General features: G+C 58.9%; 8 protein-coding genes. 3 read left to right on the plus strand and 5 right to left on the minus strand.

The genetic code is table 11. The annotated features are described in order from the left end of the window. Positions 1 to 93 precede the first annotated feature (93 nt). Together ACIQV9_RS08945 and ACIQV9_RS08950 are read right to left on the minus strand one after the other, a co-directional pair. Entirely contained in the window at positions 94 to 3,210 is a 3,117-nt protein-coding gene (locus ACIQV9_RS08945; protein ID WP_403100153.1) for a transglycosylase domain-containing protein, read from the minus strand. A gap of 317 nt (positions 3,211 to 3,527) precedes the next feature. Beyond that, positions 3,528 to 3,986, minus strand: coding sequence for an REP-associated tyrosine transposase (locus ACIQV9_RS08950; RefSeq protein ID WP_403100155.1), 459 nt, complete (start codon positions 3,984 to 3,986; stop codon positions 3,528 to 3,530). 662 nt (positions 3,987 to 4,648) lie between these two features. Between ACIQV9_RS08950 and ACIQV9_RS08955 the strand changes: the two genes are divergently transcribed. Further along, positions 4,649 to 6,070, plus strand: a complete 1,422-nt coding sequence (locus tag ACIQV9_RS08955) for an amino acid permease (RefSeq protein ID WP_403100157.1) — start codon at positions 4,649 to 4,651, stop codon at positions 6,068 to 6,070. A 253-nt stretch (positions 6,071 to 6,323) separates the two neighbouring features. Here the strand turns inward: ACIQV9_RS08955 and ACIQV9_RS08960 are convergent, their stop codons facing one another. Continuing rightward, complete coding sequence (locus ACIQV9_RS08960; RefSeq protein ID WP_403100159.1) at positions 6,324 to 7,448, minus strand: OpgC family protein; 1,125 nt, start codon at positions 7,446 to 7,448, stop codon at positions 6,324 to 6,326. Between the two features lie 250 nt (positions 7,449 to 7,698). Between ACIQV9_RS08960 and ACIQV9_RS08965 the strand changes: the two genes are divergently transcribed. Further along, positions 7,699 to 9,204 carry a glucosyltransferase domain-containing protein gene (locus ACIQV9_RS08965; RefSeq protein WP_403100161.1) on the plus strand — a complete coding sequence of 502 codons (1,506 nt, stop codon included), beginning with the start codon at positions 7,699 to 7,701 and terminating at the stop codon, positions 9,202 to 9,204. Between the two features lie 119 nt (positions 9,205 to 9,323). Beyond that, the gene (locus ACIQV9_RS08970; RefSeq protein ID WP_403100163.1) at positions 9,324 to 9,698 is read left to right on the plus strand and encodes a GtrA family protein; all 375 of its coding nucleotides are present in this window, start codon (positions 9,324 to 9,326) and stop codon (positions 9,696 to 9,698) included. Positions 9,699 to 9,748: 50 nt separating this feature from the next. Here ACIQV9_RS08970 and ACIQV9_RS08975 read toward each other — a convergent pair whose 3' ends face one another. Together ACIQV9_RS08975 and ACIQV9_RS08980 are read right to left on the minus strand one after the other, a co-directional pair. After that, the gene (locus tag ACIQV9_RS08975) at positions 9,749 to 11,368 is read right to left on the minus strand and encodes an FMN-binding glutamate synthase family protein (protein ID WP_403100164.1); all 1,620 of its coding nucleotides are present in this window, start codon (positions 11,366 to 11,368) and stop codon (positions 9,749 to 9,751) included. Positions 11,369 to 11,518: 150 nt separating this feature from the next. After that, the gene (locus ACIQV9_RS08980) at positions 11,519 to 12,319 is read right to left on the minus strand and encodes a LuxR C-terminal-related transcriptional regulator (protein ID WP_059406091.1); all 801 of its coding nucleotides are present in this window, start codon (positions 12,317 to 12,319) and stop codon (positions 11,519 to 11,521) included. Between the last annotated feature and the right edge of the window lie 58 nt (positions 12,320 to 12,377).

Consider the following 12,377-nt stretch of genomic DNA (forward strand, 5'->3'; position numbering starts at 1 on the left):
AGTAAAAGCCTGAATTACCGCTGCTTAATCCGTGCTGGCCCCCCAAACGCATTGGAATTACCAATGCCGAAAATCAATAATTACCGCCTTTTTTCAGCGCCGCGCTACCTCCACCGGCAGGCATTGCGTATGCGCACCCGGTTGCAGATACGGCGTGAGAATCGGCGCCATGCCCTTGAGCACCTGTACGGGCAGCGCCGAGGTGAACTTGAAGGCTTCGGCGGTGCGCCCGGGCACGAAGGCGGTCAACGTACCGAAGTGGTTGTCACCGATAAAAAACACGAAGGTAGCCGTGCGGTTGATCGACTTCGAACTCAGAATCCGCCCGCCGGAACCAATGGCTTCGATGCGGTTATCCCCGGTCCCGGTCTTGCCGCCCATCGCCAGGGGTTTGCCGTCGGGCGTGATGAAACTGCCGGAAACACGTTTGGCCGTACCGGCGTCCACCACTTGCGACAAGGCCTCGCGCATGGCCGTGGCCACTTCGGACGGCATCACCCGTTTGCCGGCGTCCGGGTCATTGATCAGTTTGGTTTCGTATGGCGTATTCGCCGCGAAATTCAGGGTGTCGATGCGCAATGTCGGCATGCGCACACCGTCGTTGAGGATGGTACCGATCAACTCGCCCAACGCTGCCGGGCGATCGCCGGAGCTGCCGATGGCAGTGGCCAGCGAGGGCACCAGGTGATCGAACGGGTAACCGACTTTCTGCCAGCGCTGATGAATGTCGAGGAAGGCTTCGATTTCCAGCATGGTACGAATGCGGCTGTCGCGGGCGCCCTTGTGACGACTCTTGAACAGCCAGCTGTAGACTTCCTGGCGCTCGAAGTGGCTGGCTTTGACGATCTGGCTCCACTTGGCATCCGGGTTATTCAGCAGGTAACCCATGAGCCACAGGTCCAGCGGGTGAACCTTGGCGATGAAGCCTTGATCCGGCAAGTCGTAGGCGCCGGGGCTGTAATTCTCGTAGAGCCGTTGCAGGCGTTCGTCGGTGAGTTTTTCGGTGAGCTTGGCGCCTTTGAGGTGCGCGCGCACAAAGGCGTTGAAACTTTCCTGACTGGCCTGGGGCAACAGATAACGGTGCACCGCCGCCATGCGAATCGGCGTCGGACGCATGCTGTCGAGGAAGGTGTCGAGCCGCGCCTGGGTGTCCTTGTTTTTGTATTTTTTCCAGAACTTCAGCAGGAACGAAGTGCCTTCGCGGTCGGCAAACGAGGCCAGGTATTCCTGACGCCGCGGGTCGCGATCGTCCTTGAGCAATTCGGCGCTGTTGTTGGGGCCGGAATACGTGGTGTAGCGCACCAGGTCACGCATCAGCCGAATGAACGGCAGGTTGATCGACTCACGCAAGGCATCGCGCAAGGTCGGAATGCGGCCGTTGTCTTCCTTGCGGAAGTTGACGAAGGTGTGCAGCCCGCCGCCGGTGAAAAACGCTTCGCCGGGGCTGGCCGAATATTTACGATCCAGCGCGGCGCCGAGCATGGCCGGCAGGTTGCGGTCTTTGTTCTGAATCAGGTAATCGACGGCCCAGCGGCTCAGGCGATCCTGATCCGGGATGTCGACTTTCTTCAACTCCGGGACGGTCATCGTGGCGTATTTATCGTGCAGCTCGGCCATGATTTGCAGGTAAGTCGTGAGTACGCGCATTTTCGCGGTGGAGCCCAGTTCCAGCTTGCTGCCCTCGTTGATGTCGAACGGCTGGTCGGTGCTGTCGGTCTGCACCCGCACGCGCGCGCCGTCCGGTGTCAGCTCAAACAGCGTGAAGCTGTAGCGCACCTGGGTGGTGCTGGTGGGGGTGAGCAAGCGTTCGCCCATCAGACCGATTTGTGTGGCAAACGCCGGGTCGGCCAGGTGTTTGAGGTACTCGGTGGCCTGGGTCTGCAAGTCACCTTGCAGGGTGCTGGTGGCGGACAGGTCGAGGCGGTCGAGGTCGTACAGCGGACGGTTGAGCAGCCCGCCCAGACGACTGCGCGCTACGCTGATGCCTTTGTTGGTTTCAATCGGCTGAATGGTCGGCTGGGTCTGCCAGTCGCGGTAGGTCACCTTGCTGGCCAGGGCGGCGGCAGCGAAGGGCGCGTCGATCACACCATTCGCCGCCAGCAGGCGGATGTGGCTGTCGGTGAGATCCGCCAGTTCATCGTGACCCTTGGTCAGGTAGTGAGAAGGGCGGCGCTGGGCGATCATCAGCGAGAGCATTTCACGCAGGGCCAGGCCTTTTTCGGCCATGCTCTTGGGATCCGTGTCGGTGCTGGCCAGCCGTTCGTTGGCCTTGTTGAAATCGGCGCCGTACCAGACGCGCAAGCCCTCGGCCATGCCATGTACTTCACCGTGGCCCGGTACCGCCGACAACGGCACGCTGTTGAGGTAGTCGCGCACCACATTCTGCCGGGTCTGCAAGGTTTCCGGCCCCGCTTGATAAGCACGCACGGTGGCGGAAATCATCTGCCGGATCTTTTCTGCGCCCGAGACCGTCAGGCCATCGGGCGAGTGCCGGTATTTCTCAAGTTGCGTCGCCAGCGTACTGCCGCCCGCCGACTGGCCCGGCAGGTGTATCAGTTTGGCCACCTGCGACCAGATCGCCATGCCGAACCGCGGCCAGTCCACGGCGGGGTTGGCCAAGGGTTGCTTGGGGTCGAGCAAAAAGCGGTTTTCAATAAACAACAGACTGCTGACCACCACCGGCGGAATCGACTCAAAGCTTGAATACAGTTGTTGTGGGTATTTGTACTGGTACAGCGGCGCCGCACGGCAATCGGTGATCGACAGTCCAGCCTGTATTTTCTCCGCATAGGGCACGAAAAAGCCCTTGTCGGTGTAGTCCATCAGCTTTTCAGAGAAGCGGGTTTGTGAGGCAATGACATAGTCACGCTTGAGCAATCGCGGCAGGAACTCACCCAGCGAGCTGTAACCCAAACGCAGGTCGAACGGGCCTGCACCGGGATAGCGAATGGCGTCGCTGGGGCCGGGTTTCATTTCGTAACTCAGGGAGGCGGCGAATTTGCTGACCTCGCGGGATTGAAACTTCGAGGTGCGCATTTCCTTGGCAGCGGCGAGCCCCAGGACAATCAGGATAATGACCAGCAACAACCAGAACGCCCCCCATCCGTGCGTCATACGACTGCCAGGGGGTTTTTCAGGTAAAGGCGCTTCATCCACACGTTCAGTCGGAACCACAGTTTTACTCGAATCGGTTTGCCATAAAGCGCCCATAGTCGATTGATCCATTCACGCAGATTGATCGGACTTGTCTGAAGCTTAGTCGGTGGTTGGCGATGGTGAAAAAATTGTGGGTGCACAAATTTCGAATTTTCATCGTCAAGTACCTGAGGAAAGGAGCTTTTGGGGTGAGGGGATTGATGTGGTGAGGGAGCCTTTTGTGGCGAGGGGGCTTGCCCCCGTTGGAGTGCGAAGCGCTCCCCCGTCATTTCAGCCACACCGCATCCGCAGGATTTACGACTGCTGCGCAGCCGAACGGGGGCAAGCCCCCTCGCCACAGGAAGCCCCTTGCCACAGGTTTTTTGTTCGTTTTATAGCCAGTTGGCATCCCAGAGCGGGTAATCACCGATTTTTTCTACCAACCCTGCGCGCAATGGATTAGCAACAATGTAGCGAGCGAACGGAAGAAGTTCTTCGCCATCGCGGATCGCTCGGTCGTGGAAACCGGTTTGCCATAGCGGGCCATGCCTATCAGTCATTTTGTTCACTGTTTGAGTGCAACGTGACTTGATGGAACCGATGACACCACCCAGATCGTTTTCTTTCAGTTGCATAAGCCAATGAAAGTGATCGGGCATTACAACCCAAGCTATTGAGTCTACAAGCCCTGCATCGTGTGCTCGTCGGAGTTCTGCAACAAGTAAACGCCCCACTCGCCAATCAGAAAATAGGGGTTGGCGGTCATGAACGACTGCAGTGATGAGATAGGCGCGACCGCTCTCGGAATTCCTGCCTGAACGCAGGCGGTGGGAGTTTGGTTGAGTAGGCAATCCAATGCTTCCTTGCATGAAAGTTAAGTGACGCTTTCAGGCTAGTAGGGAGTGATCTGCAAGAACGCTGAGACTATTGAGTGAAATTTCTGATTTCTGTGCAGGACCCAGCGAAGTGATCGGCAGAGACTTTGTGGCTGCGGGGCTTTTGTGGCGAGGGGGCTTGCCCCCGTTGGAGTGCGAAGCGCTCCCCCGTCATTTCAGCCACACCGCATCCGCAGGATTTACGACTGCTGCGCAGCCGAACGGGGGCAAGCCCCCTCGCCACAACAGCTCCTTTGCCTAAGGACGCGTAAGTACGCCTGAAAAGCTTGAGCCAGAGCCATCGATCAGCAAATAAGGCTTAGCCGGGGGCATGACGATGCACCAATGCTGTGCAATACTCCGCGGCGTTTCAGCTGGTGAAATATCCTACAAAAGTCAGGTAATGCCCCTCCGCTAACCGGGCTTTTCCCGAGAGTTCTGGCTGAATGTTGTGGTTTATAGAGTGAAAAACCCTGTACGAAGCTTTTTATACTGCACGCCCCGCTGATCTTGCAGGTGTTGTCCTGCAAGACGGGTTTGCTCACGAAGCAGGCCCGGTTTCTCAGAAGCAATGGCTTACCGGTCAGCGCTTTGTTACTCGGTGGTCATATCCAATAACAAGACGAGGTTGTACCCCTATGCCAGTCGGCAATCACCTGCCCCACGGCGAGACCGCTCAGGGCGGCCCGCTTAAACGCGAACTCGGCGAACGGCATATTCGCTTGATGGCGCTCGGTGCCTGTATCGGCGTCGGCCTGTTTCTCGGTTCGGCCAAGGCCATCGAAATGGCCGGCCCGGCAATCATGCTGTCCTACATCATCGGCGGTCTGGCGATCCTGGTGATCATGCGCGCCCTCGGCGAAATGGCCGTGCACAACCCGGTCGCCGGCTCCTTCAGCCGTTACGCTCAAGACTACCTCGGCCCTTTGGCGGGCTTCCTGACAGGCTGGAACTACTGGTTCCTGTGGCTGGTGACCTGTGTCGCGGAAATCACCGCCGTGGCGGTGTACATGGGCGTCTGGTTCCCCGATGTGCCACGCTGGATCTGGGCACTCGCTGCGTTGATCAGCATGGGCTCGATCAACCTGATCGCGGTGAAAGCCTTCGGTGAATTCGAGTTCTGGTTCGCCCTGATCAAGATCGTCACCATCATCGCGATGGTGGTCGGCGGCATCGGCGTGATCGCGTTCGGCTTCGGCAACGACGGCGTAGCACTGGGGATTTCCAATCTCTGGGCCCACGGCGGCTTCATGCCCAACGGCGTGCAAGGCGTGTTGATGTCGCTGCAGATGGTGATGTTCGCCTACCTCGGCGTCGAGATGATCGGCCTGACCGCCGGTGAAGCGAAGAACCCGCAGAAGACCATTCCCAACGCGATCGGCTCGGTGTTCTGGCGGATTCTGCTGTTCTACGTCGGTGCGTTGTTCGTGATTCTGTCGATCTACCCGTGGAACGAAATCGGCACCCAGGGCAGTCCGTTCGTGATGACCTTTGAACGTCTGGGCATCAAGACCGCGGCCGGCATCATCAACTTCGTGGTGATCACCGCGGCGCTGTCGTCCTGCAACGGCGGCATCTTCAGCACCGGGCGCATGCTCTACAGCCTGGCGCAGAACGGCCAGGCCCCGGCCGGTTTCGCCAAGACCTCGAACAACGGCGTGCCACGTCGGGCGCTGCTGCTGTCGATCGGCGCGTTGTTGCTGGGCGTTTTGCTCAACTACCTGGTGCCTGAAAAAGTCTTCGTCTGGGTGACGGCGATTGCCACCTTCGGCGCGATCTGGACCTGGGTGATGATCCTGCTGGCCCAGCTCAAGTTCCGCAAAGGCCTGAGCGCCAGCGAACGTGCCGGCCTGAAATACAAGATGTGGCTGTACCCGGTCAGCTCGTACCTGGCGCTGGCGTTCCTGGTGCTGGTGGTCGGCCTGATGGCCTACTTCCCGGAAACCCGCGTGGCGCTCTACGTCGGCCCGGCGTTCCTGGTGCTGCTGACGGTGTTGTTCTATGTGTTCAAGCTGCAACCGACCAATGTGTCGCAAGGTGCGGTGCGTTCGGCTTCGTAAGTCGTAACGCCTGAAACGCAAAAGCCCCGGTCCGTTGGCCGGGGCTTTTTATTGGCTGACGAAATCCCTGTGGCGAGGGGGCTTTTGTGGCGAGGGGATTTATCCCCGTTGGGCGGCGCAGCCGCCCCAAAACCGGCGGTCGCGATAAGTCAGGTATACCGAGTGCTATGGTTTTACGACTGCTGCGCAGCCGAACGGGGATAAATCCCCTCGCCACAAAAGTCCCCTTGCCACAAGGGTTACTGTGTCGATATCAAGCGGCGGCGACGTGAGCCGACCGATTCAGGCGTTTGTTGAAATCCAGCCAAACCCCCAACAACCCCATCAACCCCGCTCCCACCAACGCGGTGAAGATTTGCATGGCAAACGCATCGTCGGTCAGGGCGTTGACCATGTCCGCCAACGGCGCCAACAACACGCCGAGGCAGAACACTTCCAGCGAATAACGCCCCATGCGACTGCATTGCTGCGCCAGCCAGTTCTGCGTCCAGCCAGTGTCCGGCAACAGTTTCGCCGTGACATACGCCAGCGCCAGAAAGTGCAGAAGACGCACCGGCGACAGGTCGGTCTTGCTGATCGGATACAACAGGTTGCTCAGGCTGCTCGGTACCATCGCATCATGCAGTTGCGGCCACCGCCACAATACGGTCAGTACTCCGGCAACGCCTGCGTATAACGCCGCACTCACAAACAATGGCTGGCGCAGCAACGAGCGTCTGTCGGGCAACCGCGGGCGTTGCCCATGAATCGCAGCGGCACCGCCGAGTACGAACAACAGTTGCCAGGCGACGGGGTTGAAATACCACACGCCGTCCTTGATGGCGGCCAGATTCCAACCGAACAACGGCACCGTCAGGTACACCGCAAACGACATCGCCACCACCACCCATGGTTTGCGCACAAATATCGGCAGCACCAGCGGCAAACCTGCCAGCAGCACGATGTAGAGCGGTAACGGGTCCATCAGGTTCGGTTTGAAGCGCAACAGCAGCTCATCGATCAAGGCTTGCTGCGGGTTGCTGATGAAGTGGTGCATGCCCATCTCCTCCACCAGATCTCGGGTTTCCACATGGCTGTTGGCGAAGAACACGATGCCCATCAGCATCGCCAGCAGGAAAATATGCACCACATACAACACCCAGGCGCGGCGCAGGATTTTCACGCAGGCAATCAGGTAACCGTCGCGGGCGAGGATCTTGCCGTAGGCCAGGACCGCCGCGTAACCGGCGAGGAACACGAAGATTTCCGCGGCATCGCTGAAACCGAAATTGCGCAGGGTGATTTGACCCAAAGGGTTGTGGGGCACGTGATCCCAGAAAATGAAGATCAGCGCCAGGCCGCGGAAAAAGTCGATCCGGTGATCGCGTTCAGTCGTCATGGCTGCGGGCTCTTGAACGGGTTTTGAAGTAGGCGCGGCCTGCGACACAAAGGGTTGCGCGCCGCACATTGGCGGCGCGCAGGGTGCAGGGATTCACCGGCAATTGCAAAGTGCGGATATTACGGAATGTCTCAGTGCATTGCCGAGGGGGCCACCGCCTGTCTAAAAGACGCGCAGGTCCGCGATCTCTAACTACCGTCGGGGTTCAAAGCTTTATCGATTGAAGGCGGAATTCCCATGAGGCGCCGGCATGAAGATCAGCGATTGGCTCGACAAAGAACTCACAGGCCGCCAAGTCTGGTTGTTGTTTCTGTTCGCGACGCTGATTTACATCCTGCCGCTGATCCTCGCGGATTATCCCTACATCGATGACAACTGGCGTGCCCTGGCCGCCGGCACCGGCTGGGCGGAGGAGGGCCGGTTGTTCGCGCAGTGGTTCTACAACCTGCTGACCTTCAGCGGCGCCGCGCCGAACATCTTCCCGCTGCCGCTGTTGATCGCCACGCTGGCGATGAGCTCAGCCCTGACCCGGCTGACATTCCACTACTTCCCAGAACCGACGTTTACCCATTGCCTGGTGCTGCTGCCGCTTTGGTATAACCCGTTTTTCCTGCAAAACCTGTCGTATCAATATGACGGACCGACCATGGCGCTGAGCCTGGTGGCGGTGATCTACGCGACCACCTTTCAAAGCCCCTCGCGCGTCCAGCATCTGTTGATACCGGCCGCGCTGATTGCCTTGGCCATCGGGCTTTATCAGGTCAGCTTCAATGTGTTTCTCGGTCTGTGTTGCCTGGAGTTGTTGCGGCGCACGGACGACCCATTGGCATGGCCTGCGTGGTGGCGATTGATCGGCTGCAAAGTTGTACAGGTTGGGCTGGCCGGTTTGATTTATTACGCCACCGCCTACTCCTTCATGACTCAGAGCCGAACCTCATTGTTGAACGGGGCAGCGGCGCCGTTGCTGCAAATTGAAACCAATGCGGGCCGGGTGCTGGAAAAGATCGTACTGCTGTTCCATGGCGGGTTTGCCTGGGTGTTCGCCGCGCTGTTGCTGTGCGCCGTCGCCGGTGCCGTGGGCGTAGGACAGCGTGTACTGAAGCGTGCCGACACTGGGCTGAACAAAACCGTGATCGGCCTGCTGTGCCTGTTGATCTTGCCCGTACTGATGTTGCTGGTGCCGGGCGCCTCATTGTTTTTCCGCGACTTCAATGAAGGCGCCCGCACCTTGATGGGCTTTGCGGTCGTGCTGGTATTGCTGTTCTACCTGAGCCATCGGGCGCTGGCGCCGGTGCACGGAAAGCTGCCGTTGCTGTTGCTGGTTCCATTGTTGGCGATGCTCTCGCTTTCCTTCGCTTATGGACGGGTGCTGACGTTACAAAAGACTTTCGCGACTAATGCGCTGTCTGCCTTGAGTGCCGACATTGCTTCGCGCCCGGCGTTGCGCGAAGCCAAGCGCATTTATATGTCGGTGACGTACTCCGATCACTGGCTGGTGGGGGCTGTCGGGTCGTTCAAGCAGATACCGGTTTTGCATTACTTGTTGAACATCGACTTCTACATGCTCGCGGAAAACCTGCCTAAAGCAGGCATTACCAATGTGGTCAGGGAAAAGGAACGGCGCAACGCGACGATGGTGGGTTACCAGGGTTATGCACCACTGGTGGACAGTCTGTTTTATCGGATTTATCTGCTGGGAGATTACGGCTTTATCGTCATGAAAGAACCTGTCCGGATCCCCTCGCTCCAGTGGTGAAGCCCTTGACCGTTGGTCTGGAATACCGCGCTACCTGTTAGTTCTTACAGTAGACGCGCAACTGTCTGCGACTTTAGGTTTGAACCGCACCTGAAACCGGAACAGTTCAAGGAACGGACATGAAAGCCTTATGGAAAGAATTCTCCACGTATGCGGTCGTTGGCGTGGCCAATACGCTCATTCATTGGCAGATGTTTTATGTACTCACCATCGCCGCAGAATTGAGTCAGGCTGCCAGTAATTTTTCGGCGTTTTGTGTGGCCGCAACGTTCTCATTCTATGTGCATGCGCTCTACACGTTTGAGGCCGGGGCATCGGTAGTTCGTTATCTGCTGTATGTGTTGTTTATGGGGGTAATGAGTTTTGTCGTCGGGCATTACGCCGATGTCTGGAAAATCCACGGGCTGGTGACCGTAGGGTCGTTCTCGTTGTTGAGTCTGGTCTGCGGGTTCTTCTTTTCGAGATTTGTCCTGTATGGCGAGCGCGAAGCGTGAACGTGCCGCTGATGCCAGCCTCCCCATAAGGCTGGCATGCAGGATAATCTTTACGCGGCAATCACTTCGTTAGGCTCAAAACTATCCGCCCGCGCCATCTGCCACATCCGCGAGTAAAACTCGCCGTTCACCTCACCAGTGAGCAATTCCCCCGGTTTCAAGAACACATGCAACTGCGAGAACAACTTGATCTCGGTCGCCGACATGCGCCGCACCAGATGCTTGGCCGACAGTTGTGAAGGATGATCGAGGCCGGCGGCCGCGAGCATTTCCGCCAGGGCCTTGAGCGTGTTGCGGTGAAAGTTGAACACGCGCTGGGCCTTGTCCGGGACCACCAGTGCACGTTGACGCAGGGTGTCTTGAGTGGCGACGCCGGTCGGGCATTTGTTGGTGTGGCAGCTTTGCGACTGGATGCATCCGATGGCGAACATGAAGCCGCGTGCCGAGTTGGCCCAGTCGGCGCCGATGGCCAGGACGCTGGCGATGTCGAAGGCACTGACGATCTTGCCGCTGGCGCCGAGTTTGATTTTGTCGCGCAGGTTCAGGCCGACCAGCGTGTTGTGCACGAATAGCAGGCCTTCGCGCATTGGCACGCCGATGTGGTCGGTGAACTCCACGGGCGCGGCGCCGGTTCCGCCTTCCTTGCCGTCGACCACGATGAAGTCCGGGAGAATGCCGGTCTCAAGCATGGCCTTGGCGATGCCCATGAATTCCCACGGGTGACCAAGGCAGAACTTGAAACCCACCGGTTTGCCGCCGGACAGTTCACGCAATTGCTGGATGAAGTGCATCAGTTCTATCGGCGTGGAGAACGCGCTGTGCCGCGACGGCGAGATGCAATCTTCGCCCATCAGGATGCCGCGGGTTTCGGCGATTTCCTGGGTGACTTTGTGCTTGGGCAGGATGCCGCCATGGCCGGGTTTGGCGCCTTGCGACATCTTGATTTCGATCATCCGTACTTGCGGCGTTTGCGCCTGGGCGGCAAAGCGCTCTGGATCGAAGCGCCCGTCAGCGGTGCGGCAACCGAAGTAGCCGCTGCCCAGTTCCCAGGTCAGGTCGCCGCCGTTTTCCCGGTGATAGGCGCTGATGCTGCCTTCGCCCGTGTCATGGGCGAAGTTGCCGAGTTTGGCGCCTTGGTTCAACGCGCGAATGGCATTGGCGCTGAGCGAGCCGAAGCTCATGGCCGAGATGTTGAACACCGACGCCGAGTACGGCTGAGTGCACTGTGGCCCGCCGACGATGACCCGGAAACTGCTCGGGTCGCTCAACGGCGCCGGGCGCATCGAGTGGCCGATGAATTCGAAACCCGATTGGTAAACATCGATCAGCGTGCCGAAGGGTTTGTCGGCGCTTTCATTCTTGGCCCGGGAATAGACCAGCGAGCGCTGGGCCCGGGAGAAGGGCAGGGCGTCGCTGTCGGATTCGAGCAGGTATTGGCGGATTTCCGGGCGAATGCCCTCCACCAGATAGCGAATGTTGCCCAGGATCGGGTAGTTGCGCCGCACCGCGTGGGGGCTTTGCAGCAGATCGAACAGGCCCACCAGGCTCAGAACGCCGGTCATGGCGGTGATCGGCCAGAGCCAGTCGTGTTCGAGGAAGGGCAGGCTGGCGAGGGTGAATATCACGCAAGCGGCAAAGAAGGCGTAGCGGCTCAGGAGTGACAGGCTCATACGGGTTCCTTGGTTCGGACTCGGTTAGCAGGTACACACGGACCCTGTAGGAGCGAAGCTTGCTCGCGAAAGCGGTGTATCAGCCAATATCAATGTTGAAAGAAATGGCCTCTTCGCGAGCAAGCTTCGCTCCTACAGGCCCGTGCTATGTCAGGCATTTTGCGCCTGGAGGAATATCGAGAACAGCTCGGACTGGGACTTGATCCCCAGCTTGCTGTACATGTGTTTCTTATGGACTTTCACGGTTTCTACAGAGATTTCCAGCTTGCGGGCGATTTCTTTGCTGGAGCAACCGCTGAGCATCAAGCGCCCGACATCCAGCTCCCGGGCGGTCAATTGCGCGCCCTTGAGTTGTTGCACCGACGCTTCCAGCTGCACACGCCAATCGCCCTGGATCGGTGCCGGCGCCAGGGCCACGACTTCGTTGATTTCGTAGGGCAGGCGCTGGCGCAACAGGCCGAGCACCCAAGGCTGGATCAGCGACAGCAAGGCAATCTGCTGGCCGCTGAAACGCTGCTTGCTACCCAATGACAGACACAATGTGCGGTCGCCTTCGAGCTGACAATTGAACTGGATTTCATCGGCCACCACATTCAGACGAAAGTAGCGTTGGTAATACTCGGTCAGCTCGAAGTGCTCCGGCGCCACTTCCGACAGTCGATAAAGGCCGGTGCGCGATTGCTCGCGGCAGGCGATGTAAAACGGGTCGAGCAAGTACAGCCCGCGCAGGTAATCCTGGAACAACTGGTCGGGGCTGCCGTCCTCGCCCGGGCATTCGGCGAAGACCTGCGGGTGCTGGTCCGCGCTGAAAAGCAGCGCCACCCAGCTGTCGAAGGTCACGTACTGATCCAGCAGACGCACCAGCTGCGTCCAGAAGTTGGGCTTGTCGAGGGCGTCGATCAGTTGCCCGACCGAGCGGTGCCAAGCGATATCGTCTAATGAAAGTGTCATGCCTCTACCCCTATCGGGTTACCCCAGCGGCGTGATTCCCCGGCCGGTGGCTTGCTGC

Origin of the sequence: Pseudomonas sp. NPDC099000 (assembly GCF_044759925.1) — a bacterium.
Classification (GTDB): Bacteria; Pseudomonadota; Gammaproteobacteria; order Pseudomonadales; family Pseudomonadaceae; genus Aquipseudomonas.

Coding starts and splice junctions, on each gene's coding strand:
- ACIQV9_RS08945 (WP_403100153.1), bottom strand. CDS start 3,210: ATGGGCGCTTTATGGCAAACCGATTCGAGTAAAACTGTGGTTCCGACT.
- ACIQV9_RS08955 (WP_403100157.1), top strand. CDS start 4,649: ATGCCAGTCGGCAATCACCTGCCCCACGGCGAGACCGCTCAGGGCGGC.
- ACIQV9_RS08960 (WP_403100159.1), bottom strand. CDS start 7,448: ATGACGACTGAACGCGATCACCGGATCGACTTTTTCCGCGGCCTGGCG.
- ACIQV9_RS08965 (WP_403100161.1), top strand. CDS start 7,699: ATGAAGATCAGCGATTGGCTCGACAAAGAACTCACAGGCCGCCAAGTC.
- ACIQV9_RS08970 (WP_403100163.1), top strand. CDS start 9,324: ATGAAAGCCTTATGGAAAGAATTCTCCACGTATGCGGTCGTTGGCGTG.
- ACIQV9_RS08975 (WP_403100164.1), bottom strand. CDS start 11,368: ATGAGCCTGTCACTCCTGAGCCGCTACGCCTTCTTTGCCGCTTGCGTG.
- ACIQV9_RS08980 (WP_059406091.1), bottom strand. CDS start 12,319: ATGACACTTTCATTAGACGATATCGCTTGGCACCGCTCGGTCGGGCAA.